Consider the following 25,207-nt stretch of genomic DNA (forward strand, 5'->3'; position numbering starts at 1 on the left):
CATTAACAGATGGCAGATATCAGTCTTGGTGTATGCCCATCAAGGGCAGTAACGGTCATGCGTGGTGTCGTAGGACCAGTAGTCTCTTGACAGTTAAAAAGGATTACGAAAAGTGTCGATCTCTTAATAACTATGAAAAATGAGAACTATCTAGCTGTTTATTTAAGGTTACTTTCTAAAAAGCTTTTTTAAGTCCACACGAAGCCCGAAGAACCCAGGCTTCACTTCTGCTGATTCGATTAGTCTTGAAAGTAGACTGCCTTGAACGGTAGATTTTTCTAGATATTTTTGTATATCTTTGTTTGTTTGTAGTGAGTGTCTGTCGAAATTACAATCTGTAAAAACTGTGTTTTGGTCAAATTGTAAATTTGCAAGATTTGTTCTTTTTCTGCTAGTAATTCCTGCTTCTATCTCCTCAAGTTCGCAGAATGTTGAGTTCTGCGCATGAGTGGATTTAAAAGAAGAGTTGACAAGTTCTGATCCGTTGAATGTCGATCCTGAGCAATTGCAATAGTCGAAATTAGTGAAATTGAGGATGCATCCGTTAAACTTAGATCGAGGAATATTGCTGTATGTGAAGTCAGTTCGTTCGCATATGCTGTAGTTGAAAGAAGTCGAGAAGGCGCAGGCTCCAACAAACTTCGCACCATAAAGGTTTGCGCCGGTTAAGTCTGATGCTGTTAACTCAGAAAAACTTAAGTCAACTTTACGGAGGTGACACCCCCCGTACTTCTTTCCACCGAAGCGTAGGCCGGAAAGATTAATGCCTCTAAGATCGTTTTCGAGAAAAGGTGCAAATCCATGAGCAGTAAGGTAATTGTTCCACTCATGGAGTGTGTTATTCAATAATTTATTTTCCCTGTCATTGTTTGTAATTAGTGTTCGAATTTTCTCTCTATAGTCCGTGACGTCTCGAAATAAAGCACACCATCTGGACCTGAGCGAAAATGTCTGGGTAATCCCATCCGTACCCAAGAGAGTGTTAGAAATATTTGACTGAAGTTTGTCTAGTTTTGGCCACGGAACGATGATTGCCCCATTTAAATGCATTTGTGTGAAGCCGACCATTTCTTGAATTGGTGGGGGGAGGTAGTTCCCGGTCGAGTCAATCACTTTCCCGCAGTAGTTGCAGGGATTAACCGAGCAAAAATCGTCTGCATCAATGTCTTTATATCTTCCAGCCCAAGTGTTCCATGCCTCAATGGCCTCTTCTCTGGTTTTCATCTCTTACCTCCACGGGAGTCACGTATGCGCCACGACGAAAAGGGCGAAAGGCCAAAGCCTTCCGCCCGAAATACCTTCGCCGGATCGTCGCTATTTAGGCGGCGGCCGCAGCGGCCTCGACCGGCAGCACGTGGATGCGGGTCTTGACCTTGTTGTTGCGCGAATACTTTTCGAACTTCACCACGCCGTCCACCAGGGCGAACAAGGTGTAGTCGCGGCCCATGCCCACGCCGTCGCCGGGGTGGAACTTGGTGCCGAGCTGGCGCACCAGGATGTTGCCGGCCAGAACCTTCTGACCGCCGAAACGCTTGACGCCACGCCGTTGGCCGGCGCTGTCGCGGCCGTTTCTGGAGCTGCCGCCTGCTTTTTTATGTGCCATCTCGCGACTCCTTCAAAAGATGAAACTAGACCTGGATGGACTTCACGGTCAGCTGGGTATAGCCTTGGCGATGACCCTGCTTCTTGTGGGAATCCTTGCGGCGGCGTTTGTGGAAGACCACGATCTTCTTGCCCTTGACATGACCCGCCACCTCACAGGTGACGGCCGCGCCGGAAAGATAGGGTGCGCCGACTTTGACGTCGGTTCCGCCGACCATGAGCACCTTGTCCAGCACGTATTCCGAGCCGGCATCGGCCGCAACGAGGTCCACGGTGATGGTGGCCCCTTCCTGGACCTTGTATTGCTTGCCGCCAGCCAAAACGATTGCGTACATAGGGATGACCTCCGATAGGGAAGAGGAGTTCTTTATTCCGGGTTTAGCCCGGGGTCAAGTTCTTTTTGCGCCAAAGACGATCCGGTGGCCAACAGCCGGGCGCGGCGGGCGCGCAGGATGTCCAGGGTGGCGATGTCCACCCGAAGGCTGCCCCGGCCCCGGCCCAGCTCCACCCCGGGTTTGGCAGCGCCGTGAAAGTCCGATCCGCCCGACACGGCCAGCCCGAGTTTGCGGGCCAGGGCCAGATACTCGAGCGTCTGGTACTGGGAATGTTCGGTATAAAAGGCCTCGATGGCGTCCAGGCCGGCGTCGCGGTAGCGGGCCACGGTTTCGGCCAGGGCCGGGCCGGACAGGCCCAGGAGATAGGGATGGGCCAGAACAGCCAGACCGCCTTCGGCATGGAGCAACCCAATGGCATGTGTCAGCGTCAGCTTGTCCTTGGGCACATAGGCCTTGCCATAGGCCCCCAGAAAGCGGGTAAAGGCTTCCTTGAAGCTCGACACCACGCCCTGGGCCAAAAGGGCCTGGGCGATATGCGGCCGGCCGACCGCCCCCTGGGCCAGGGCCGTGACGGAGGCGTAATCGAGCGAGACGCCCAGGGCCTTGAGTTTTTCCAGAATGCGGTGGTTGCGGTCGTGGCGGCGCTCCCGCAGCCAGTCCAGGCGTTCGGCCAGACGGCCGGGGCTGTCCGGTAAAAAAAGCCCGACCAGGTGGATGCTGCCCCGGTCGTCGGCCACGGACAGTTCCACCCCGGCCACCACGTCCAGGCCATGCTTTTCCCCGGCGGCCCGGGCTTCGGGCAGCCCGGCCAGGGTGTCGTGGTCGGTGATGGCCACGGCGACCAGGCCAAGGCCGGCGGCCCGGTCCACCAGTTCCTTGGGAGCAAGGGTTCCGTCCGAGGCCGTGGTGTGGGTGTGCAGATCAATAAACGCCATGCCCGACCCTAGCCCGCCCCGGCCAACTTGTGAACCTCCATTGCGCCTGCCGTCCGATTTGGCTATTACCAGAACACACTCTCGCCAAAGGAGACCGTTCGTGAGCATTCATCCTGATCTGCTGACCATCCTGGCCTGCCCCAAATGCAAGGGCGCGCTGACTGTTGTCGATGCCGAGGCCGGACTGGCCTGTCCGCCCTGCGCCGTGGTCTACCCGGTGCGCGACGATATTCCCATCATGCTGGTGGAAGAGGCCGTGGCCCGCGCCGACTGGGACGCCGGCAAACGCTCGGTCAAAGACGACGCCGCAAAATAACGTCAAAGCCCGAAGCGCCATGCTCGGGCGGGGAGCCGCAATGGGCAAACTGCACTTGACGCCGTGGATGGCCCTGGCCGAAATCGGCAATGAGGCCGGTCGGATGATGGACGAGGCCGCAGCCGGAGCCAGGGAATGCGCCTTTGCCTGGCAGCCGGCGGCGGATGTGGTGGAAACGGCCGACGAGTTTCGGGTGACCCTGGAACTGGCCGGCGTGGCCCGGGAGGATGTGGCCGTGGAAATCCGGGGCCGGGAACTGATCATCCAGGGCCACCGGCGTTTTGAAAAAGACGCCCGGGGCGGGGTGTATCAGGTGCTGGAGCGTTCCTACGGGCCTTTTGCCCGCAGCTTCCTGCTGCCCAAGGGCGTGGCCCGCACCGAGATTGCGGCGGTCATGAAGGACGGCCTGCTGGAGGTGCGTCTGCCCAAGATCCTGCCCGAGCGCCTGTGCCGCCGCATTCCCATTAGTTGACGCAAAAAAACCCTCACTACCGCTGCGGAGGCCTGCCATGGGTCGCATTGCCCTGTGGGCGATACGCCTTTTTGTCTGCTTCTTTCTGGTGATTTCCCTTTTTCTTGCTGCGTCCGGTCCAGCGGCCGCGGCTCCCACCGGCCGGGAACTGCGCCAGACCCCGGTGGTTGCGGCGGTGGCGGCCGTGGGCCCGGCCGTGGTCAACATCACCTCGGCCAGGACCGTGGAGCGCCGGGGCAGCCGGGGGCCTTTTTTCGACGACGAGCTGTTCCGGCAGTTTCTCGGCCAGGACGGCCCTGCTCCCCGGCAGCAGACCCAGGAGAGCCTGGGCTCCGGGGTCATCATCGACGGCAAGGCCGGGCTGGTGTTGACCAATGCCCACGTCATTGCCGGCGGCACGTCGATCAAGGCCCGGCTGCAGGACGGGCGCGTCCTTGAAGCCTCCCTGGTCGGCGCGGATCCGGATTTCGACGTGGCCGTGCTGCGTCTGTCCGGCGGCGGCGACCTGCCCCAGGCGGCCATGGGCGACTCGGCCGACATCATGATCGGCGAAACGGCCATCGCCATCGGCAATCCCTTTGGCTACACCCACACCGTCACCACCGGGGTCATTTCGGCCGTCGGCCGGTCGCTCAAGCACGAGGGCGGGGCCTATGCCGATCTGATCCAGACCGACGCGGCGATCAATCCCGGCAACAGCGGCGGGCCGCTGGTCAATCTGGCCGGGCAGGTCATCGGCATCAACATGGCCATCCAGGCCGGGGCCGAGGGCATCGGCTTTGCCATCCCCATCAACAAGGCCCGGCGGGTGGTGGCCGAACTGATGCACGGCGGCCGGGTGACGCCGGCCTGGCTCGGGGTCACGGGCCAGGACGTGGATGTCCGGGCGGCGCGCTATTTCGGCTTGAATCGCCCCCGCGGGATGCTGGTGACCGAGGTGGCCCCGGGGACGCCGGCCGAAAAGGCCGGGCTGCGGCCGGGCGATCTGGTGACGGCGGTTGGCGGGACGGAGCTGGACGACAAGGACCAGTTCCGGGGGGCGCTGGCCACGTCCACGGTGGGCGAAAACCTGACGCTGACGGTGCGGCGGGGCGAAAAGGAACTGAAGATCGCTGTTGCGCCGGCTGCTTTTGGCGAGCGCGAGGCTGCCGCCCTGGCGGCGTCGCGCTGGGGGCTTACGGTCGGTTTTGGTCGCGGCGTGGCGGTGTCGGCGGTGACGCCGGGCTCTCCTGCCGCCCGGCTGGGGCTCAAGCCCGGCGACGTGCTGGTCCAGATCGGCGGGGAAAAGCTCACGTCCCAGGCCGAATTCATCCGGGCCGTCTACGTCAATCGCTTAAACCGGACCATCCTGGTCATGATCGAGCGCAACGGCCGGGGCTATTACGCCCGCATGGGCGTGGAGTAGGCCGACGGTCCAGGCGCGCCGGCGCTGGGCCAGGGCGCACAAACGTATTCCCTGTGCCGGGGTCCGGGGGGCGAACCGCCTCCCCGGCCCCGGAGGTATCTTCCCGTCTCTTCCCGCTTCACTGCCGCCCGCCGACGAGACAACGCACCCAGTCAAATAAAACGCCCCCCAGGTGGGATTCCAAAGGGCTCAGCCCTTTGGCCGCCGGAGGCCCTCTTCCCTCTCTCATCCACCTCCCTCTCACCTCCCCCTAGCGCAGTCGCTCGGCGTAGCGCATGGGCAGGCCGCGTGCGGCCATTTTGCGGATCACGGCCTCGATGTCGTAGGGGACGGCCCGGATGGTCAGGACGTGGGTCTTGGTGTCGAAAAGGCCGTACTTGGCTCGGTTGTCGCCGTCCCGGGGCTGGCCGACGGCCCCGACGTTGACGATGTGGCGGGCGGCCGGGTCCAGGGGATTGTCGCCGATGTCCAGCTCGAAGCGGTCCACCTCGCGTCCGCGGAGCGTCGCCCCTTCGAGCATGTGGGTGTGGCCGACCAGGGACACCGGCTCCGGGGTACGCAGAAAGGCCCGGCGCAGGGTCGTTTCGCCGGCCTCGAAAAGATAGGCGGTGGTGTCGTTGGGCGGCAGGCCGTGGACCAGCCGGCAGCCGGCCGCCACCAGCGAGGTCGGGTAATTGGCGATGCGGGCCAGATCGTGGGGGCCAAGCAGTTCCCGGGTGCGCAGGAGCGCCTCCAGGGCCTGGGGGTTAAAGGTCCCCCGGCGCGACGGGTCCACCGCGGCCCATTCATGGTTGCCGCGCACGCTGGCGATGTTCCGCTTGGCGAGCACTGCAAGCACGGCCTGCGGGTCCGGCCCATAGCCGATATTGTCGCCCAGGCTGACCACAAGGTCGGCTTGGCAGGCCTTGCAGTCGGCCAAAACGGCGGTCAGGGCTTCGAGGTTGCCGTGGATGTCGGCGATGGCGGCGAGCAGCATGGCAGGGATAGTGGCAGTTTTGGCGGCCCGGGACAAGGGAGGCGTCCGGGGTGGGGGCGTTGGTGTACGGGGGGTGCGGCAACGCTCGATGGACTGGAGGCGTGGGCGTGTCCGGGAGGGGCTGGGGGTTGCGGCGCTACAGCCGGTTTTGCTGCGGTTGGCGCGTGGCAACCGCGCGCCATACGATGCAGCCTGCCTCTGGGAATGCGATGCCAGGGCGACAAAAGAAGGACGCGTCCCCGGGGCCTATCCGCCGGGGACGCGTCATGGAGCGTGGAGGTATGGTGCGGGGGTTATGCAGGAGATGTGTTTGGGTGCGTCAGTGCCCTAGTTGAAATACTTGTTTTGCAGCCATTGCTTGATGGCGCCGCTGGGGGCGTAAACGCCCTTGTTAAACCCGGTTTCTGCCATGAAATCCTTGGCCAGATCCTCGGGGATTTCAAAGGCGGCAACTTCCACGCAGTCCTCGGAGTTGCGGCGCACCAGGGACAACTGCGGCGTCCCGGTCCAGGTGTTGACCACGAAATAGGTGGAAAAATCGTTCTTCGAGGTGACGGGCTTATGTTGGGCGTGCCAGGAGTTGTTGCCCCACTCCAGGTACAGCGTCACGGCGTCTTCCGGGGTCATGTCCCAATCGATGACAAGGCCGGACAGGTCGTGCTGGGTCTGCATGTGCATCCTCCGTAGGGTTTAGGCACAGAAATGTTCGACAAGCGATATGGGACAAATCTAATCCATTTTGTCTTATGGTCAAGCCAGAATTGCAAAAAAGGCGGAAAGAATTGGGCCTATTCTATGCAACAATGCTAAATTAATAGGTAAAGTTTATTTGGCTGTTGGCCTTGGGTGGAGAGGTCGACCCGACCCGACCCGGCACTGGCCTGGTCTCGCCTGTCGCTCGGCCCGGCCAGGACGTGCCCGGGGAGCTGAGGCCGCCAAAACAATCCGGCCCCGAAGCAGGCACAACGCCTGTTCCGGAGCCGGACGTTTGGGAGGGGGAACTTCGTCTCAACCATCAGGGCGGGAGCGCCCTTTCCTTGGACCCGACCCCGTCGGGCGGTGCGGGGGGAGCATCCCCGGCGGGGCGCGGGGCAGTGCCCCGCATCTTTCGCTTCGCGCCCGGCCGCGCCAGGCCGGGGCTCACGTTCGGGAAAAGCCGTGTTCTTGTTCGGCGCGGCAACAATCTGCAATGATGTGTTGTTGTGAGCGCAGTTCTAGCCGGCGAGGCGGCGGGCCTTGGCCTCCTTGCGCCGTTCCTCGCGATAGGCCCTGACGGCGTCCAGTTTGGCCGGGGGCAGGACGGTTGCCAACCGGGCATCGGTTTCCTGGCCGATCTGACGCAGATCGTCGCGCAGCCCCCTCAGGCCGGCCAGCCCCGGGGTGGCGGCCAGACGGGCGCGGGCCATGTCCTGGCGTTTTCTGGTCTGCTCGATGAGGATGGGGCGCACGGCCGAGAGCTCCTGGGGGGTGAACTGGACCCGGGCGGCGAGGCCTTGAAGGAAGCCGTCCACCAGGGTTTCGGGGGGCGTGTCGAGCCGGGTCGGCACATCGGCGGCCCGGACCGGCAGACAGGACAGGATCAGGAAGGCGGAGAGGACCAGAACGGCCGTCATGATCAGGGTGGCGAGTGTTTTATTTTTGAGCAAGGCGAACCTCCGCACGAGACGGTCTGCGTCTCCTGTGCCGGGGAGGTCGGGGAGGGGGCGGCTCCGGTTACAGGCAGCGGCCGGGAACCGCCCTGGCCCGGTTTCCGGCCGGTTTTCTTCCAGTGGCGATTTGGCGCGCAGGGGCGTAGTGTCTATTTCCGTGAAGTGTTTGGCGAAGCTGGCCGGGGGAGAACATTTCCGCCCGTAAGGGAGCGTGCGATATGGCACAACTGAAAACAGGGAAGGCGACAGAAATCACGTGTTGCCCCTGTCTGGGGGCAAGGCAGCGGACGCCGCACAGGGCTTGCGGCGTCCGGCTGGCGCTCCTGGCCTGGCTGGTTGCGCTGGTGCTGGCCCCGGGTGCGGGGCAGGCCGTGGAACTGTCTCCCCCGGAGGCCCGGTATGTCGAGGAACACGGCCTGGTCACCCTGTGCGTGGACCCGGACTGGGCGCCCTTCGAGTCGATCAATGCCCAGGGTGCGCACGAGGGCATTGCCGCCGACCTGCTTCGGCTGGTGGCCGAGCGTACCGGCCTGCGCTGGCAGCTGGTGCCGACCGCCTCCTGGGACGAGAGTCTGGCTGCCTCCCGGGACGGGCGCTGCCAGCTGCTAAGCTTCCTCAATAAAACGCCGCAACGGGAAGAATGGCTCATCTTCTCCCGGCCGCTTTTCAGCGACGTCAACGTCTTCATTACCCGCGAAGAGCACCCCTTCATTTCCGATCCGGGAAAGCTCGCCGGCGAGAGCATCGCCTTTCCCTCGGGCACGGCCATGGAAGAACTCGTGCGGCGCGACTATCCCAACCTGACCATCCACACCACCGCCACCGAAGACGAGGCCATCGGCATGGTTGCCGCCAAAAAAGCGGACATGACCATGCGCTCGCTTATTGTCGCGGCCTACACCATCAAAAAGCAGGGGCTTTTCAATCTCAAGATTGCCGGCCAGCTGCCCTATTATTCCAATAACCTGTGCATTGGCATCGCAGGGAATGACGAACGCCTGCGAGACATTGTGAACAAAGGCATCGCCAGCATCACCACGGCCGAGCGGGCGGCCATCGAGAACCGGCACGTGTCCATCAATGTCCAGACCGTGACCGACTACGGCAATCTGGCCAAGGTGCTGGGGGTGGTCCTGGCGCTGGCTGCTCTGGGCGGGCTGTGGGCCTGGAAGATCAAGCGGCTCAACGCGGCCCTGCGCAAAGAGATCGAACGCAGGGAGGAGCTCGAGCGGATGCGCGACGATGTGGAACAGATTATCCGCCACGATCTGGTCACGCCCCTGTCCGGGATCATCAGCATCCCGGAGTTGCTTGAGGGAGAGAAAAATCTGACCCGGCAACAGCAGGAACTCCTGCACCACGCGGCCAACTCGGGCCGGCGGATGCTGGCCACCATCCGTCTGGCCGGCGCGTTGTCCCGGATGGAGAAGGGGACCTACGCGGTCGCCCTGGCCGACTGCGACGTGCTTGACCTGCTCCGGGGCATCCGGGCCAATCTGGAGAGCCTTTTTGTGCCCAAGCGGCTTGGCTTCACCGTGCTTGTGGACGGGCGCACGGCCGCCGCCGGGGAGCGGGTGTTGGTGCGCGGGGACGCGAATTTGCTCGGCAACCTGTTTGAGAACCTGATTAAAAACGCTGCCGAGGCGTCGCCGGTGGACGGGGAGGTGGCCCTTGCCCTGGACACGGCCGCCAAGACGTTTTCCATCCGCAACCAGGGCGAAGTGCCGGCCGGGATCGTGGCGACCTTTTTCGAGAAATACGTCACCAGCGGCAAGACGTTCGGCACCGGGCTTGGCACCTATTCGGCCCGGATCATTGCCCGGGCCCATGGCGGCGACGTGACCCTCGACGCCTCGGAGCCGGGCGCGACCACGGTGCGGGTGTCGCTGCCCGGGGTTGGGGGCGCATCCGGCTCCTGATCCCCAACGATTCGGTTTTGACCCAGTCGGCTTTTTGCATCCCTGCCGGGCGGCCCGGCTTCGTCGGGTCCTCCAGGGGACCCTGGCCCCTGGATCAGCCGCAGCGGCGGCAGGCAGCCAGGGCGGCGGCGGCAGACAGGGCCACGGTGGTGGGGACGAGCTGCCAGCCGTTGTAGAAGTCAAAGGCGGCCGGGTCCTCTGAGGCCGCAGTCAGAGCGGCCAGCAGGGTGCGCGAGGGATCGGGCTTGAGGTTGGCCAGGGCCAGACAGGCCAGCCCCCGGGCTTCGGGGTCGCAGTCGGCAACGGCGCCGGTCAGTTCGGGCAGGGCCCGGGCGGCCAGCGCCGGAGCAGCCTCGGCCAACCGGACAATGGCCCACCAGACGCCCCGACGCAGCGGGGCGTGGTCGATAAACGTGCAATCGCCGTCCAGGTCCTGCACATAGGAAATAAGGATGCGGTGGTAGTCGGCGGCCAGGACAGGCGTCCGGGCCAGGGTCTCGCCCATGCATTGGGGGATGCCCCAGGCGATGTTGCCGGACTCTTCGTTGGCCCGCCACATGAGGTTGCGCCAGACCTCCCGGGCGTCTTCCAGCCGCGCCTCGGCCAGTTCGGCCATGGCCGCGCCAAAGGCCGTGACGGCGCGCCAGGAAATGAGCGGATCGCGGTCGAGGAGCAGGGAGAAAAGCGGTCCCAGGCGCACGGCCGGGGCAATGTCGCCGATGGCGGCCAGGGCCGGCCCGGGGTCGGGACCGGCCAGGGCCGTGCGGATGACCGGGAGCAATTGGCGGCGTGAAACCATGGGTGGTCCTTGGGACCCGTACCGGCCGGGGAGGCGTTCCCGGGCCGGCGGGGATGCAGGAAGGGCGTGTTGCGATCTGCCCATCGCGGCGACGGCATGTCAGGACGCTACACGCCAATGGATACTGTCAATTCGCCAAAACCAGCCATGCAGCTTGGGCCGCACGCCGGTTTCCCCGGGGCCAGACCTCGTCCGCCCGACCAGCTTGCCGGCCAACGCCAAGAACCCCTTTCCAAACTTCTCCAAGTGCAGGGGTCCGGGGGGATCATCCCCCCGGCCGCCGGAGGCATCTCTCTCTTTGCTACTGGCCCTTGGCCAGACCTTCCTCGATCTCGCGCACCATGCCGGGATGGGGCTCGAAGCCGGTCTCCCGGGCGCGATCCATGAATTCCTTGGCCTTGACGAAGTCGTTCTGCTCCATGGCCACCAGGGCCAAGTTGTTCAGCGCCGGGCCGAACATGGGTTCGATTTCCAGCGCCTTGACGCTGAAGTGTTCGGCGGCGGCGATGTCGCCCTTCATGAACATGGCGCTGCCAAGGGTGCCCAGGGCCTGGACGTATTTGGGATCGATCTTGACCGCCCGGCGCAGGGATTTTTCTGCCTTGTCCACATCGCCGCGCTGGAGATGGACAAAGCCGATGTTGCCAAAGGGCACGGCGAAAAGCGGTCTGGCCCGGCCGGCCTTCTCGTTCCATTCCAGGCAGCCGTCGAGGTCGCCCTTGTTCATGGCCAACCCGCCGAGCTGGACATAGCCCTCGGCCAGACTGGGGGAGCATTCGACCGCCTGGAGGAATTCCGCCTCGGCCTCGACCAGACGGCCCTTGGCCACATAGGCCGTGCCCAGGTTGTAGTGGGTCACGCCGCAACCGGGATTGCCGGCCAGACGTTTTTTCAGTTCGTCAATGAATTCGTCAGGGGTCTGCGCGGTGTAGTCCATGAAAAATCCTTCTCAGGGTTATTTTGCCGGGCCAAGGTCGGCTTCGATGCCTTCCCGGGCCAGCAGGTCTTTGTACCATTTGCAAAAGGCGTACATGCCCCGGTGGCGTTCCGAGCCGGTCATGACGCCCAGGCACAACTCCCAGGCCCCCTTGCCAAACTCTTCGGACGAGCCGGGGACGGTGGCCAGAAATTCGGCGATGAGCTGTTGGCTGGTGCGCCGGGAGGCGTCCTCGCGCAGGTCCAGCGGGTCCATCGGTTCCTGGAACGGGTCCCAGACGTCATAGCCGACCTTGTCGATGAATTTGCGGCGACGGGGTTTGACCTTGTCGTAGATGGCGCGCTTGAGCGTGGCCAGTTCTTCGGGGCTGTGGGCCATCTCAGTCCTCCTTGTCAGACGGCGCGCCGTCCGGGCCGGGCAGGACCCAGGACGTGGAGCCGCCGCAGGATGCGCAGGCCGAGGAACCGGCGGTCTGGCCGCAGGAGCCGCAGTCCGAAGACGGGGCGCTGGCGCCAAGCGTGGCCTGGAGCGGCTGCATCTGGGGCTGGCGTTGCGGCTGCGGGGCCGGACCCTCGGGGATCTGGACCATATCGTCTTCGGTCAGGATGCCGAGGTAGTCATTGTCAAAATCCGTGGCCAGGGCAAAGGACACCGGCACGAGCATTTCGCCTAAAAGCGGCAGCCGGGTGGGCAGGGCGCTGACGACTTCCTGGGACAGGGCGACGAGGCGGTCCTGCAGCTTTTCGATTTTCACCGTGGGGTAGCGCTCGCCCGGGGCAAAGCCGGTGTTGCCGCAGGTGCGGGCCTCGCCGGAAATCTCCAGGGGCACGCCGTAGAGCCGGCAGGTGACGGGCCGGAACGGGTAGAGCACGCACCGCTCGTCGTCGCCCAGCAGCGGACAGCGGATGCGCTCGCGCGACATGCTTTCGAGGATGTCCCGGGTGGAGACGCCCTCTTCGCCGGCCCGAAAGGCCTTGCGCTTGAGCTTGGCGGCGTCGCGGTCGGCCTTGTTGGCCCGTTCGATCACGGCGTCGCGGGCCGGGCCGGAGGGAAAGGCCTTGTTGAACTGGTGGTTGAGGTACAGCGCCTCGATAAAGGTCAGGTCGAACAGGGCATGGCAGCAGTCGCTGCACCCGGCGCCGCAACTGACAAAGTCCGGGCACATTTCAGAGACTTTGGCAAAGGCGGCGTCGGCCTCGGCGGCGATGGCCTCATAGCGGGCAAAGGCGGGGGAAAAGTCCAACTGCATCGGTGGGCTCCGGCGGCCCGGACCTGCCGACCGCCGGTGTCCCGGCAAAGGGTCGGGCGGCCCGGGCCGGAGACGGCAGGGGGGCAGACACTGGCCGCCTGTCCCCGTTTGCCGGTTAACTATTTGAATCGATTTCGTTATTCTTCTTCAACGATGAGGGCGTTCTGGTCGCAGACCTCGACGCAGGATTCGCAGCCCAGGCATTCTTCCATGTTGACGGCCACGGCCTTGCCGTCTTGCATCTCATAGACTTCCACCGGACACACGTCGACGCATTCGCCGTCGCCAATGCATTTTTGCGTGTCGACAATGACGCGATATCCCATGACAAACCTCCGAAACCCGGGACGTCATATCCGTTTTTGCAGACATGCCGCTATGTTAGCGAGACGACCCGCATCTGATCGATAAAGATCAAGCAGGCTTATCGCCGGGTCGGTTTCGTGTCAAGGGAGCGGCGGCCGATGGGGCGTCAGTGGCGGGCATGGTCCGGTCTTTTTTCGGGATTTTCGGCCTTTTTGGGGGATTTGTCTGGCGCGCGCGCGGGCGTGTAACCGGGGATCGGTCTGGGACGTCCCGCTATCTGTTTGAAAATGCGAAGATTATTTTCTTACAAAAGGGCTAAAGTTCCTGTTGGAGAATGCCGAAAAGCGAGATGAAGACCCACTCTAACCTTTACGCAGGGATGCCTGAAAGCCAGGGACGGCCATGGGCAAGTTAACCTATTTACGACCGCGACGCGGCGATATTCAACCGGTTCTCGTGTTGCTCACCTCGCACAGGCTCGATTGCTTTCTCGTCTGCATCAGATGCCTGGAGCGCTACACCGATCTTACCCGCTTCAAGCGTATTTATGTGGTGGCCAATGCGCCGACCCCGGAGCATCAGGCCATGGCCCGGGGTTTTACCGCCCGCCACTCCAACGTCACCCTTATCGAACGGGGGCCGCGCGGTCTCGTGCCGGCTGTGCACAGCGTGCAAAACGAGATATTGGCCGCCCATTTCGATGATGTGATCATCAAGATTGATGAAGACCTGTTCGTCACGCCCCACTGGCTCGAACACCTCATTGACGGCTATCTCGACCATGCCGAGCGTCCCGACGTGCCGCTGGTCATGCCGCTTGTTCCGATCAGCCCGCCCGGACGCCACGTTTTAAACCGCTTCCTGCGCCTGTCCTATCCTTCCGAGCGTTCGATGTTTGTCGGTCCGCCGATTGAGGAGAACTGGGTCTATCACCGCTGGATGTGGGAAAAGCTCATCCACGAGAATCTGGCCGACGTCTATCTGCACGACGCGCCGCCCAAGTATTCCTACGTGGGCTACCTGACCATCAACTGCGTCATTTTCGATCAGCGCATCATGCGGCTCGTGCTGCCGTTTCCCACCACCCGGGTGGCCGGCCAGACCACGTCGGACGAAAAGGCCTTCAATCTGGCCTTAAGCGCCGGCAAGATGAAGGTGGCCGTGCTTGGGCGCAGTCTTGCCCACCACTATAGTTTTTCCAAGTGCGAGGCCTACCTGCGCTCCCATATGCCGCTGGAACGGATCTGGCGTTTCATGCAGGGCCTGCCCGATGCCCCGGTGATCACCCGGCGAAGCCGCACTCCGGCCATGCCCGGCGACCTGAAGCTTCTCAAGGTGGGCGGCTAGGGCTCCGCACCCGGGCCGGCCGGCCCGGTCGGGAGTTGCCGGCCCGGCCTTGGCAGCGTAGCATTGCGAAAACGCGCACGTCGCAGGGACTTTGCCCCGGCGGCGGGCGCGTTTCCCTTTTTTAGGGGGCGGCTTCGGGAGTTGGGGCGCATACCGCCGCCGGGGACAGCGACGCCCTGGAGCGGGCCTGGTCCCGGGGCGCAGCCGGACAGACCCGGGGACACCCACACAAGGATGAAGCACCCATGCGCAGCATTGGCAAATACTCGATTCACGGCGTGCTCGGACGCGGCGGCATGGGCGCGGTGTTCAAGGCCCGGATTCCGGTCATCGGCCGGATCGTGGCTCTCAAACTGCTTCGCCCCAATGAACTGACTCTGTCCCTGTGGGGCCGGGAGCGGGTGGAGCGGCTTTTTCGCGACGAGGCAGCCCTGCTCGGTTCGCTTCGCCACCACAATCTGGTTGATGTCTTTGACTACGAGGCCTCCGGGCCATGGCCGTACTTTGTCATGGAATTTTACGGCGAATCCCTGGGATCGGTCATAGGCGAAACCTACCGGGTCGAGGCTGAAAGCCGCCGGCTGCCCGTGCCCCGGGCCATCGGCTATGCCGCCCAGCTGCTTTCCGGCCTGGCCCGGCTGCACCATGCCGGCGTCATCCACCGGGACGTCAAGCCCTTCAACCTGCTGGTCAGCGACGACGACGTGCTCAAAATCACCGACCTCGGGCTGTCCAAGGTGCGCGGGGAATCCTTTGGCGGTCCGTCCAACGTCAAGGTCGGCTCGCCCTATTACGCCGCGCCCGAGCAGGAGGACGACCCGGACAGTGCCGATGCCCGGTCCGATCTCTATGCCGTCGGGGTGACGCTTTTTCGGATGCTGACCGGCCGGTTGCCGGAGTGGGGCGAGTGGGCGGCGTCGGAGCGTTCGCCGGAACTTGGCGATGCATTTGACGCGGTGCTGGAACGCTCCCTGTGCCTGCGGCCTGACGGCCGCTATGCCGACGCCCGGACCATGGCCGAGGCGCTTACCGACGCGTTTGCCCGGTGGCGGCGGCGCATGGACGGGGTGTGCGCCATTGCCCCGGCCTCGCTGTGTCCCCGCTGCGTACCCGAGGGGGCGGACCTGCCGCGCCGGGGGCCGCGGATGGTGGGTGTGGGCGAGGCCCGGGAGGATTTCGGCCTGGACGCCCTGTGGCGGCCGTCCGCCTACTGGCCGGGGCAGCTTGAGGACGCCGGGGACGGGGTGGTCCGGGACAAAGCGGCCGGGCTAGCCTGGGTGCGCCAGGCTGCGCCCTATCCGACGTCCTGGGAGGGGGCGGCGGCCTTTGTGGCGGCGCTTAATGCCGGGCAGTTCGCCGGCCACGACGACTGGCGGTTGCCGACCGTGCCGGAACTGATGACGCTTCTCACCCCGGAGCCGGTCGGCGAAGGTTATTGCCAGCCGGCCACGCTCACCCAGCCGGTGCGCCGGGTGTGGAGCGCCGACCGGGCCAACTATGCCGCCGCCTACGTGGCCGACGTGGAACTTGGCTACGTGGCCAAGGCCGATTTCTGCTGTCCGGCCTCGGCCCGGGCCGTGCGTTCGCTTTGAGGATGGGCTGGGAACTCCACCGGGCACTGTTCCTTGGTCGGTAGCTTGTGGCCGGTTAGGCGCTTGTAGAGCCATTCCTCCACCGGCTTGCCGCCAAGCTTGGCCAGTTCGATTTCGGCCCTGGCCGCGCCCCGGTGCCCGCCGGCTGAGCCGATGTCGCCAAAAAGCTTGGCCGCCATGTGGCCCATGTTGCGTCCGACGCCGTCGCCGCGAAAGACCACCACCACCGTGCCCTTGACCACCGCCGCCAGCATGTTCCAGGACAGGCCGTGGACGCGGGTGAAAAAGTCCGCCAGCATGACCAGGATGTCCGGGCTTTCCAGGGCGTCCATATAGACGAACAGCCCGCGCGCCCCGACAAAGCGCATCTTGCGAAAGGCCTTGGAGAAAAACTTGAGCCAGCGGCGATGGTATTCGCTGGAGATGATCTTGCGCACCAGGGTCATGTCGGCGTGTTTGGTCAGCGCGCTAAAGGCCCGCACGTCGGCTTCCAGGAAATGGCGCTCGAAGCTTTGGGTATCGGCCTTGATGCCGTAGACCAGGGCCGTGGCCAGGAGCTTGCCCGGGCGGATATGCAGCCCGCGCAGATACTCGGCCATAATCGTGCTGACCGAGCCGTAGTCCGGGCGAATATCGGTATATTCGGCCGTGGAAGGCTGGTCGGGCAAGACAGGATGGTGGTCGATGACGATGGAATAGTGTCGTCCGGCAAAGGCCGGGTGGTGGTGGGGCTGGGAATCCACCATGGCGAACCTGGTATAGGCGGCGCACATGCCCGGCGTGAAAGGCGTCGAGGGGATGCGCAGAAACCGCATCATGGCCAGATTGTCCGGCCGCTTGACCTCGTTGACGTGGGCGATGCCCACTTCGGCTGCCTTATGGGCCATGATGCGCCGCAGGGCCATGGCCGAGGCCAGGGCGTCGGGGTCGGCGTTTATGAGGATCAGCCAGCGGTCGCCGCGACCAATGGCCTGCATCAACCCCCCTGCCGTCTGGGACATCTTTCGAAATGGACTCATGGAGCGTTTCCCTTGAGCTGCACGGACAGTCCGGCGGCAATGAGCCGCACGTCATGGGCCAGGGCGGCAGCGGCCTGATTGAGCGCGCCCAGGGCGTCGATAAATTGCCGCGTGGCCGCATCCCCGGCCACCGGGCCAAGGCCGGTTTCGGCGCTGACCACGATCAGTTCCGGTCCGCCCGGGTCGCCGTAGGGGGCAAAGCCCCGGGCCAGGGCGACGTTGGCCTCTACCGTATCGCCATGACAGGCAAAAAGCCAAAAGTCCAGGCTGTCGAGCAGCACCGTGCCGCCGGCTGCCGCCTCCCGGGCCAGGACGTCCATGGCCTCGGCCCCGGCCTCGATGACGGCCACCCGGGGGTCCCGGACCCGCTTGTGGGCGTTTATGCGCTCCCGGAAGGCGAAATCACAGGCCCGGCCCGTGGCCACCACCCGATGGGGCAGCGGACCTGCGGCGAGAAGCGCCTCGCCATGCCCGGATTTGCCCGAGCGCGTGCCGCCAAGGAGCAGCCGGATCACGCCGCATTCCCGGCAACCGGCGGGGTGACGGCGTCGCTTATGGCCTCGATGCAGGCCAGACTTTCCACCAGATGAATGGGCGCAAAAATTTCCAGCACCAGGGTCCTTGGCGTCAGGTTGCCGAGCATCCAGGCCAGCAGGTCGCGGCCTTCCGGCGACAGGCAGGTGAGCGTGCGGTGCAGGTGGGTGCGGTCCTTGGGCGGGCCTTCTGAGCCAAAGGGCGAATAGACGTGGAGCATGGCCGTTTTGGCTATGAGCCCGGGGTCGTCGGTCGGCAGCTTATGGCCCATGGCCAGCATGTGGCCGAGGTCCAGGCACAGGCCGCAGCCCAGTTCCCGGGCCAGGGCCAGATTGTCGGCCGGGGAGGCGGTGTCGGTATTTTCCAAGAGCAACGTGGCCGGGTCGCGGCCGCCGGCGGCAAAGGCCCGGACAAAATCGGCCAGCGCCCCGGCATCGGCCGGGGGATGGAGCACGAAGGCCCAGGGGTTTAAGTGGGCCGTCATGTCGAGCAGGCCTTCCATCACGGCATAGACCGTGTCGCCGCCAAGCCGCCAGGGCAGATCAAGGGGCAGGTGGAGATGATAGGTCAGACCGTAGGTCTTTTGCGGCAGGTCGCCTGGGCCATAGGCCAGGCACGAGTGCAGCTCCAGAAGGTAGAGGCCGACTTCGGGAACATTGCGGGCCAGCCGGCGGCAATTGACCAGGGCGGTTTCCGGCCACACGCAGCTCGGGGCAGCCAGACGCCAGGAAAAACGGGAGTTGCATTTTTGTAACATCATAAAATCTGGGCAAAAAAAAGTAACAGGTTTAGACTTGAGGGTTTCCCGGGCCGGGAGTATGGATTGCGGGTTGCCGGGCGGTCCCGGCGGCGGCCTGGACGATTATGCCCGGCCGTCCGTTTTCCGGAGTAGTGTTCCCATGCGACAGATTCGTGATTTCATGCAGCATATGTTCAATCCGCTGCACGTGTATTGTCGGCTAAAAGACCTGGGCGTGGCCGCGCCTACGGCCCACCGCGTCACCCGCGCTTACGAGCGCCTGGTGTGGCGACGCATCTGGTAATCAGCCTCCCCCAAACAAATCAAGCTGCTTGGCCTGACTGACGGTGCGGGCCTTTAGGGCCAGCCGTCGCACCCCGCCCAAGGGCAGGGTGTCCAAAAAACGTGATCGCCGCAACATGAGCTTTCGTCCAAACAGCTCCCGGCGCACGGCATGGGACAGGTACAGCCGGCTTTTGGCCCGGGTCAGCCCCACATAAAACAGCCGCCGTTCCTCGGCCTCGTCCATTTGCCCGGCCAGATGCCCGGGTTTGCCGCTTAAAAAATCCGTTCCGGCAAACGGTAAAATACCGTCTTCCAGGGCCGGCAGGAACACGGCGGCAAATTCCAGTCCCTTGGCGGCGTGGACAGACATGATCCGCACCTTTTCCGAGCGCGCCCCGACCAGCTCCAGTTCGGTCTGCCCGGCCACGTAGCCAAGCAGCCCGGCCCAGCCGCCGTGGGCGTCGTAGGCTCGCGTCAGTTCCCGAAATTGCGGTCCCTGCCAGAAGAGTCGGTCAAAGGGCGGGATGTCGATCAGGTAGGCGGCCAGCCCCAGCGGCCCTTTGTCCAGGATGCGTTCGGGAACGTCCGGCGGCGTGTCCTGTCCGTCCGGCGGCGGGATGCCCAGGGAGGCCGCGGCCGCGCCCAGGAGCAGGCGCACCCGCAGCTCGTTCCAGAAGGCCTCGGCCTCGGGCACGGCCACCGGGACCCCGGTGCGGGCCAGGGCGGCTTTGAGGCCCGGGATGAGGCCGGAAAAGCGCACCAGCACGGCAATGTCGCCCGGGGCCAGGGTCTGGGCGGAAAAGTCGCGGGTCAGCGTCAGCGACGAGCCGCCCAGGAGGCCGGCCACCCGCTCGGCCACCCAGGCCGCTTCTCCGGCGGCGGTTGGGGCCTCGTAGAGCTGGATTTCGCAGGCCGCCTGGATCTCGCTGCCGGCCCGGGAGGCCAGGGCCGTGCGACCGGGAAACACCCCGGCGGCCAGATCAAGGAGTGGTGCGGCCGAGCGGAAATTGTCCGTCAGGGTCACGCGGGTCAGGTCCGGCCAGCCTTCGGCCAGGGCGGCGTCCACCCGGCCCGAGGCCCCCCGGAAGCCGTAAATGGACTGGTCCGGGTCGCCGATGGCAAACAGCGCGGCCCGCTCCCGCCCGGCCAGGGCGGCAATGACGGCCAGCTGCAGCGGGGTCAGGTCCTGCACCTCGTCAACCAGCACATGGGTCCAGGGCGGGCGATGCCGGCCGGACTCCATGGCGGCCAGCCAGCCTTCCAGCAGATCGGTGAAATCGGTCAGCCCGTAGTCTTTTTTCTGGGCGGCATAGCGGGCGGCGTAGAGTTCCGGGCCGGGAATGCCTTCCGGGCGAAATTCCGGCGGCGTCAGCCGTTCCCGGGCCAGGCTCAATTCCTTCCAGGCCGTGCGCAGCCGCGCCCCGGTCAGTTCGGGATTGGCCAGGGCAAAGAGGCGTTCGCTGGATTTTTCCGACAAGATGACCGGTTCGGGGTCGCCGGCCTCGGTGCGGGCGCCAAGGGCCAGGGCGTGCAGGGTGTCGGCCCGGGGGATGTCGCTGCCGCCGTCCTCCCGGGCCAGCCGTTCGCGCAGCTGGGCAGCGGCCCGGCGGGTGAAGGTCACGGCCAGGATGTTGCCGGCGGCCACGCCCAGGGCCAGCAGCGCGCGGACGCGGGCAATGAGGGTATGGGTCTTGCCCGTGCCCGGACCCGCCACCACCAGCACGTGGCGCGCGCTGGTCGAAACGGCCCGGGACTGGTCGTCGGTGAGTCCGCCGGCCGGGAGCGGGGCCGGCGTCGGCTGTCGGCGTCGGCCTTTTTCGGAGGCTTTGGCGGCGGCCCGGCGTTTGGCCGGGGATGGGGCCAGGACAGGGGGAGGTTCGGCCGGGGCCTCGTCGTCCGGGGCCGGTTCGCGCGGGGCGGTCCGGGCCATGGGCGCGGCGGCCAGGAAGCGCCCGGCCTTGAGATCGCGCCGCTCCTCGTCGGAAAAAACCGTGATGCGGCCGAACTGGCCGTCAAAGCCGGCCTGCCGGCTCACCTTGCCCTGGCGCATCCGGGTGATGGCCTCGGCCAGCCCGGGGCTGACCCGGCGCAGGTCCTCGGCCGGCACGTCGCGCAGGATGGCGATTTCCGTGCCGAAGCGGGCAAAAAGCGTCCCGAGGAGCGTGCGGACCTTGCCGGTCTTGGGGCCAACGCCCAAGACCTCGCCGGCCACCTCGTCCAGGGGCACAAGCGAGGTAAACCCGGGCGCGCCGTCCGGGCGCACCGGCGCATCGCGGTCGGCCAGATCCAGCACCCGGTGAAGCACGCCGAGGGTCAGCGGTTTGCCGCATTTGGGGCAGATGCCGCCCAGGTCCCTGGCCGCAGCCGGCTCCATGGCCACGCCGCAGTCGCGGTGGCCGTCGAGGTGGTATTTGCCCTCTTCCGGGAAAAATTCCACAGTGCCGGCAAACTGCGTCTCTCCGGGGGCGCCGCGCAGGGCGTCAAAGATGCCGGCGTAGGAGGCCGGGCCGGTAAAGAGATTGGATTCCCGGCCGAGCTTTTCGCCGGAATGGGCGTCGGAATTGGAAATGAGCCGGAAGCGGTCCAGGGCCGAAAGGGTCCAGTTCATGTCCGGGTCCGAGGACAGTCCGGTTTCCAGGGCGAAGATTTCCCGGGCCAGGGAGCCGTAGCATTCCTCCACCGAATCAAAGCCGGATTTGGAGCCGAACAGGGAAAACCAGGGCGTCCAGATATGGGCCGGCACCAGAAAGCACAGAGGATCGGTTTCAAGGGTCAGTTCCAGCAGATGGCGGCTGTCCAGGCCCAGGATCGGCCGGCCGTCGGCGGTCAGGTTGCCGATCTTGGCCAGCTTGGCATTCAGGCGTTCGGCCGCCTCAAAGGACGGGGCGTAGAGCAGGTTGTGGACTTTGCGGACCTTGCCGCCGCGCTTGTAGATGGAACTGATTTCGGCGGAAAGGAGAAATCGGGCCTTGCCGACGGGCCGGGCTTCGGGCAGCCAGGGAATTTCCGCGCCAAGGCCGGCGGGATCGGCCAGACGCAGGAGGCCGGCGTCGTCCGGGACCAGGGCGTCTTTGAGTTCGGCCATCCAGCCGGGGTGGGTGAAATCGCCGGTGGCGACGACGGAGATGCCTTTTATTTCGCCCCAGGCCGCCAGATGGCGGGGGGTGAGGCCTTTGCTGGTGGCCCTGGAATGGCGGGAGTGGATGTGCAGGTCGGCGAGAAAGGACTCCATGGCCCAAGGGTACAGGGATCGGCCGGCTGCGGCAAGGGGCGGCGGCGACGACGGGGTCAAATTGCGGGGGCGGGGAGGTGTCGGCGGGGCTGCCCTGTTGCGTCAGGCGACACAAAAAAACAGGGGGGACGCTTGCGCGTCCCCCCTGGAGCAATCGGATCGATTGCGCGGACTACTTATTTGGCGGAGTCGCCGGAAGCAGCGCCGTGCATCTTGATCTCGACCTTCTCGGTCAGACCTTCGTAGTAGGCGCGCAGGATGACCAGGACTTCTTCGCGGCCGAAGTGATCCGGGATCTCGCCGCCCTCGGACAGCATCTTGCGCAGCTTGGTGCCGGACAGGATGACGCGGTCTTCCTTGGTGTGCGGGCAGGTGCGCAGCGAAGCCATGCCGTCGCACTTGTAGCAGTAGAAGGTCCAGTCGATCTTCAGCGGCTCGCACAACAGCGCCTGACCGGGCTTGGCAGCCTTGGTGGTGGCGTAGGGGATGCGATCGAAGATTTCCTGAGCCTCGAACATGCCGTAGAAGTCGCCGACGCCGGCATGGTCACGGCCGATGATCATCTTGTTGACGCCGTAGTTCTGGCGGAAGGTGGCGTGGAGCAGGCCTTCGCGGGGACCGGCATAACGCATGTCGAGGGGGTAGCCGCCCTGGATGACGTTCTTTTCCACGAAGTAGTACTTGCACAGGGTGTCAATGCACTTCACGCGGACTTCGGCCGGGATGTCGCCGGGCTTCAGGTTGCCGATCAGCGAGTGGATGATGACGCCGTCGCAAACTTCGATGGCGATCTTGCACAGGTACTCGTGCGAACGGTGCATGGGGTTGCGCAGCTGCAAAGCGGCGACGGTGCCCCAGCCGCGCTCGTCGAACATGGCGCGGGTTTCAGCCGGACGCAGGTAGACGCCCTTGTACTTGGTCGGATACTCGCCCTCGGACAGGACGTTGACCGGACCGGCCAGGCAGACTTCCTTGCGTTCCATGACCATCTTGACGCCCGGATGGTCGTCAAGAGCGATCTTCCAGAACTTGTCGTCGGCAGAGTCGTCGCCGGCGCCCTTGTAGACCAGCTCGGATTCCCACTTCTTGTCGGCTTCGGTCAGGGCGTACTTCTCGGTGACCTTCATGGTGGCGTAGATTTCGCCGTTGCGCTCGAGGGTGATTTCCTCGCCCTCTTTGATGCCGGCGGCTTCGTCTTTGGTGACCGCCAGGACGACGGGAACCGGCCAGAAGGTGCCGTCGGCCAGCATCATCTTCTCAACGGAGCTCTTCCAGTCGGCCTTGGTCATGAAACCGTCCAGGGGCGAGAAACCGCCGATGCCGATCATGATAAGGTCGCCCTTTTCCTGAGCGGTGATCTGCACTTTCTTGAGGCCGGCGGCCTTCTTCAGCTCGGCTTCCTTGGCAGCGCCTTCGAGCAGACGGATGACCAGGCCTTTGCCTCCATGCGGCGGAACCAATTTAGACATGTAAGCCTCCTACCGGTGATTTTGTTAAAGTTTCCGCGTTTCGTCCGGGGGCCGGGATTTTCCGGAACCGGTTGTCCCCATGAGTGGGTAATCACATACACCAGGGCCAGGGGAATACCAAGTGAAAAATGTGTCAAAGGTCACGGAAATGTCGTGGGACAATGGATTGCCGGGCGGATTTTTTGTCCGCCGGGACGCGTCGGCGCCGCCCGCATTGACCTTGGACACGCCTTCCATTAAGAGGCGTTTCGATCCAACGCGCGCTTCGCCAAAGGCATCCCCACACATGGACACGTCCCGCATCAGAAATTTCAGCATCATTGCCCATATCGACCACGGGAAATCCACCCTGGCCGATCGCATCCTCGAAATCACCGGGCTGATCAATGCCCGGGACATGCGCGAGCAATATCTCGACCGCATGGACCTCGAACGCGAGCGCGGCATCACCATCAAGGCCCAGACCGTCCGTATTCCGTATAAGGCTGCCGACGGCAAGGACTATATTTTAAATCTCATCGACACCCCGGGACACGTCGATTTCTCCTACGAAGTCTCCCGGAGCCTGGCCGCCTGCGAAGGGGCGCTTTTGGTGGTCGACGCCACCCAGGGCGTCGAGGCCCAGACCCTGGCCAACGTCTTTTTGGCCCTGGACAACGACCTGGAGATCATCCCGGTCCTCAATAAAATCGACCTGCCCAGCGCCGACCCCGAAGCGGTCAAACAGGATATCGAAGAGGCCATAGGCCTGCCCTGCGGCGACGCCGTGTCCGTGTCGGCCAAAACCGGCGTCAATGTCGCGGCCGTGCTCGAACAGATCATTGCCAAGATTCCGTCCCCGGCCGGCACGGCCGACGCCCCGCTGCGCATGCTCATCGTCGATTCCTGGTACGACTCCTACCAGGGCGTGGTGGTGCTCTTTCGGGTCATGGACGGCACCATCACCCTGGGGCAGCGCATCCGCATGATGTACAACAATGCGGAATTCGAAGTGATCCGCCTGGGCGCATTCTCCCCGGGACCCAAGGATTTCCCCTCCTTCGGGCCGGGCGAGGCCGGATTTTTCTGTGCCAACATCAAGACCCTGACCGAAGCCCGGGTGGGCGACACCGTGACCTCGGTCGACAATCCGGCCACCGAGCCGTTGCCGGGTTTCAAAGAAGTCAAACCCATGGTCTTTTGCGGTCTCTACCCGGTGGACGCCGCAGAATACGAGATCTTAAAGACCGCCCTGGAAAAACTGCAGTTAAATGATGCGGCCTTCACCTACGAGCCGGAAACCTCGCAGGCGCTGGGCTTCGGGTTTCGCTGCGGCTTTCTCGGCCTGCTCCACATGGAGATCATCCAGGAGCGCCTGGAACGCGAGTTCGGGGCCAGCCTCATCGCCACCGCCCCCTCGGTCATTTATAAGGTTGAGACCACGGCCGGGGACGTCATCCCGGTGGACAATCCGAGCAAGCTGCCCAAGACCCAGGAAATCGCCGCCCTCTATGAGCCGTTCGCCCGTCTGGAGATCCACACCCCCAACGAATACGTGGGCGCAGTGTTCAAGCTGTGCGAGGAAAAACGCGGCATCCAGAAGGACGTGCGCTACTTGACCGCCACCCGGGTGGTCATCACCTACGAGCTGCCCTTTGCCGAGATCGTCTACGACTTCTTCGACCGCCTCAAATCCTCGACCCGGGGCTATGCCTCCCTGGATTATGAGGTTATCGACTACCGGGCCTCGGATCTGGTCAAGCTCGACATCCTTATAAACGGCGATCCCGTGGACGCCCTGGCCGTCATCGTCCACCGGGAGAACTCCTACAAGTTCGGCCGCGCCCTGGCGCTCAAGCTCAAGCGCGTCATCCCGCGCCAACTGTTTGAAGTCATTATTCAGGCCGCCATCGGCACCAAGGTCATCGCCCGGGAACGCAACTCCCCCATCGGGAAAAACGTCATTGCCAAATGCTACGGCGGCGACATCACCCGCAAACGCAAGCTTCTGGAAAAACAGAAGGAAGGCAAGAAGCGGATGAAGCGCATGGGCAACGTCGAACTGCCCCAGGAAGCCTTTCTGGCCGCACTCAAGGCCACTGAAGACTAGG

The 25,207-nt window shown here is 64.2% G+C and carries 25 protein-coding genes; 8 read left to right on the forward strand and 17 right to left on the reverse strand.

Annotation, left to right across the window (positions count from 1 at the left end; all coding sequences use genetic code 11):
* Positions 1-168: 168 nt before the first annotated feature.
* The 4 genes from NY78_RS23780 to NY78_RS13930 all read right to left on the reverse strand — a co-directional run bounded on the left by NY78_RS23780 (position 169) and on the right by NY78_RS13930 (position 2,872).
* Positions 169-1,224, reverse strand: a complete 1,056-nt coding sequence (locus tag NY78_RS23780; protein WP_082140023.1) for a pentapeptide repeat-containing protein — start codon at positions 1,222-1,224, stop codon at positions 169-171.
* Between the two features lie 94 nt (positions 1,225-1,318).
* Positions 1,319-1,603: a 50S ribosomal protein L27 gene (gene rpmA, locus NY78_RS13920; protein WP_043637178.1), complete on the reverse strand. Its 285-nt coding sequence runs from the start codon at positions 1,601-1,603 to the stop codon at positions 1,319-1,321.
* 25 nt (positions 1,604-1,628) lie between these two features.
* The gene (gene rplU, locus NY78_RS13925; RefSeq protein WP_043637180.1) at positions 1,629-1,937 is read right to left on the reverse strand and encodes a 50S ribosomal protein L21; all 309 of its coding nucleotides are present in this window, start codon (positions 1,935-1,937) and stop codon (positions 1,629-1,631) included.
* Between the two features lie 32 nt (positions 1,938-1,969).
* Positions 1,970-2,872: a PHP domain-containing protein gene (locus NY78_RS13930; protein ID WP_043637182.1), complete on the reverse strand. Its 903-nt coding sequence runs from the start codon at positions 2,870-2,872 to the stop codon at positions 1,970-1,972.
* Between the two features lie 100 nt (positions 2,873-2,972).
* Between NY78_RS13930 and NY78_RS13935 the strand changes: the two genes are divergently transcribed.
* From NY78_RS13935 to NY78_RS13945, 3 genes are read left to right on the forward strand one after another with little or no spacing between them, the layout of a single operon-like run.
* The gene (locus NY78_RS13935) at positions 2,973-3,188 is read left to right on the forward strand and encodes a Trm112 family protein (protein WP_043637185.1); all 216 of its coding nucleotides are present in this window, start codon (positions 2,973-2,975) and stop codon (positions 3,186-3,188) included.
* Positions 3,189-3,228: 40 nt separating this feature from the next.
* Complete coding sequence (locus tag NY78_RS13940) at positions 3,229-3,660, forward strand: Hsp20/alpha crystallin family protein (protein WP_043637187.1); 432 nt, start codon at positions 3,229-3,231, stop codon at positions 3,658-3,660.
* 37 nt (positions 3,661-3,697) lie between these two features.
* Positions 3,698-5,065, forward strand: a complete 1,368-nt coding sequence (locus NY78_RS13945) for a trypsin-like peptidase domain-containing protein (RefSeq protein ID WP_043637189.1) — start codon at positions 3,698-3,700, stop codon at positions 5,063-5,065.
* 250 nt (positions 5,066-5,315) lie between these two features.
* Here NY78_RS13945 and NY78_RS13950 read toward each other — a convergent pair whose 3' ends face one another.
* The 3 genes from NY78_RS13950 to NY78_RS13960 form a co-directional block, all read right to left on the reverse strand.
* A complete protein-coding gene (locus tag NY78_RS13950; protein ID WP_231583999.1) occupies positions 5,316-6,077 on the reverse strand; it encodes a metallophosphoesterase family protein in 762 nt (253 codons plus the stop codon).
* A gap of 291 nt (positions 6,078-6,368) precedes the next feature.
* The gene (locus NY78_RS13955; protein WP_043637191.1) at positions 6,369-6,713 is read right to left on the reverse strand and encodes a DVU0772 family protein; all 345 of its coding nucleotides are present in this window, start codon (positions 6,711-6,713) and stop codon (positions 6,369-6,371) included.
* A 542-nt stretch (positions 6,714-7,255) separates the two neighbouring features.
* Positions 7,256-7,687 carry a hypothetical protein gene (locus NY78_RS13960; protein WP_231584000.1) on the reverse strand — a complete coding sequence of 144 codons (432 nt, stop codon included), beginning with the start codon at positions 7,685-7,687 and terminating at the stop codon, positions 7,256-7,258.
* 221 nt (positions 7,688-7,908) lie between these two features.
* On the opposite strand from NY78_RS13960, the gene NY78_RS23130 reads away from it, so the two are divergent.
* Entirely contained in the window at positions 7,909-9,609 is a 1,701-nt protein-coding gene (locus NY78_RS23130; RefSeq protein WP_053062218.1) for a transporter substrate-binding domain-containing protein, read from the forward strand.
* A 94-nt stretch (positions 9,610-9,703) separates the two neighbouring features.
* Here the strand turns inward: NY78_RS23130 and NY78_RS13970 are convergent, their stop codons facing one another.
* The 5 genes from NY78_RS13970 to NY78_RS13990 form a co-directional block, all read right to left on the reverse strand.
* On the reverse strand, positions 9,704-10,408 hold the full coding sequence (locus NY78_RS13970) for a DVU0298 family protein (RefSeq protein WP_043637193.1): 705 nt from the start codon (positions 10,406-10,408) through the stop codon (positions 9,704-9,706).
* Between the two features lie 301 nt (positions 10,409-10,709).
* A complete protein-coding gene (locus tag NY78_RS13975; protein ID WP_043637196.1) occupies positions 10,710-11,345 on the reverse strand; it encodes a tetratricopeptide repeat protein in 636 nt (211 codons plus the stop codon).
* Between the two features lie 18 nt (positions 11,346-11,363).
* Entirely contained in the window at positions 11,364-11,723 is a 360-nt protein-coding gene (locus NY78_RS13980; RefSeq protein ID WP_043637199.1) for a hypothetical protein, read from the reverse strand.
* Position 11,724: 1 nt separating this feature from the next.
* Complete coding sequence (locus NY78_RS13985) at positions 11,725-12,594, reverse strand: YkgJ family cysteine cluster protein (RefSeq protein WP_043637202.1); 870 nt, start codon at positions 12,592-12,594, stop codon at positions 11,725-11,727.
* Between the two features lie 137 nt (positions 12,595-12,731).
* A complete protein-coding gene (locus NY78_RS13990) occupies positions 12,732-12,920 on the reverse strand; it encodes a ferredoxin (RefSeq protein ID WP_043637204.1) in 189 nt (62 codons plus the stop codon).
* A 382-nt stretch (positions 12,921-13,302) separates the two neighbouring features.
* Between NY78_RS13990 and NY78_RS13995 the strand changes: the two genes are divergently transcribed.
* Both NY78_RS13995 and NY78_RS14000 read left to right on the forward strand, forming a co-directional pair.
* On the forward strand, positions 13,303-14,247 hold the full coding sequence (locus tag NY78_RS13995; protein ID WP_043637206.1) for a glycosyltransferase: 945 nt from the start codon (positions 13,303-13,305) through the stop codon (positions 14,245-14,247).
* A gap of 245 nt (positions 14,248-14,492) precedes the next feature.
* The gene (locus NY78_RS14000; protein ID WP_043637208.1) at positions 14,493-15,839 is read left to right on the forward strand and encodes a protein kinase domain-containing protein; all 1,347 of its coding nucleotides are present in this window, start codon (positions 14,493-14,495) and stop codon (positions 15,837-15,839) included.
* On the opposite strand, the gene NY78_RS14005 is transcribed toward NY78_RS14000, so the two are convergent.
* From NY78_RS14005 to cbiR, 3 genes are read right to left on the reverse strand one after another with little or no spacing between them, the layout of a single operon-like run.
* A complete protein-coding gene (locus tag NY78_RS14005) occupies positions 15,779-16,858 on the reverse strand; it encodes a DHH family phosphoesterase (RefSeq protein ID WP_043637210.1) in 1,080 nt (359 codons plus the stop codon). The two genes, NY78_RS14000 and NY78_RS14005, sit on opposite strands and share 61 nt — an antisense overlap.
* Positions 16,855-17,373, reverse strand: a complete 519-nt coding sequence (locus NY78_RS14010) for a bifunctional adenosylcobinamide kinase/adenosylcobinamide-phosphate guanylyltransferase (protein WP_043637211.1) — start codon at positions 17,371-17,373, stop codon at positions 16,855-16,857. Before NY78_RS14010 ends, NY78_RS14005 begins: the two co-directional genes overlap by 4 nt.
* On the reverse strand, positions 17,370-18,152 hold the full coding sequence (gene cbiR / locus NY78_RS14015) for a cobamide remodeling phosphodiesterase CbiR (RefSeq protein WP_231584001.1): 783 nt from the start codon (positions 18,150-18,152) through the stop codon (positions 17,370-17,372). Before cbiR ends, NY78_RS14010 begins: the two co-directional genes overlap by 4 nt.
* A gap of 139 nt (positions 18,153-18,291) precedes the next feature.
* Between cbiR and NY78_RS25260 the strand changes: the two genes are divergently transcribed.
* The gene (locus NY78_RS25260; protein ID WP_175577127.1) at positions 18,292-18,435 is read left to right on the forward strand and encodes a hypothetical protein; all 144 of its coding nucleotides are present in this window, start codon (positions 18,292-18,294) and stop codon (positions 18,433-18,435) included.
* Here the strand turns inward: NY78_RS25260 and NY78_RS14020 are convergent, their stop codons facing one another.
* Together NY78_RS14020 and sat are read right to left on the reverse strand one after the other, a co-directional pair.
* Complete coding sequence (locus tag NY78_RS14020; RefSeq protein WP_043637214.1) at positions 18,436-21,648, reverse strand: UvrD-helicase domain-containing protein; 3,213 nt, start codon at positions 21,646-21,648, stop codon at positions 18,436-18,438.
* A 176-nt stretch (positions 21,649-21,824) separates the two neighbouring features.
* The gene (gene sat / locus NY78_RS14025) at positions 21,825-23,117 is read right to left on the reverse strand and encodes a sulfate adenylyltransferase (protein WP_043637217.1); all 1,293 of its coding nucleotides are present in this window, start codon (positions 23,115-23,117) and stop codon (positions 21,825-21,827) included.
* 286 nt (positions 23,118-23,403) lie between these two features.
* Here sat and lepA point away from each other — a divergent pair, with 286 nt between their 5' ends.
* The gene (gene lepA, locus NY78_RS14030; RefSeq protein WP_043637220.1) at positions 23,404-25,206 is read left to right on the forward strand and encodes a translation elongation factor 4; all 1,803 of its coding nucleotides are present in this window, start codon (positions 23,404-23,406) and stop codon (positions 25,204-25,206) included.
* Position 25,207: the final 1 nt, after the last annotated feature.

The sequence above is a fragment of the Desulfovibrio sp. TomC genome (genome assembly GCF_000801335.2).
In the GTDB taxonomy this organism is placed as follows: Bacteria; Desulfobacterota; Desulfovibrionia; order Desulfovibrionales; family Desulfovibrionaceae; genus Solidesulfovibrio.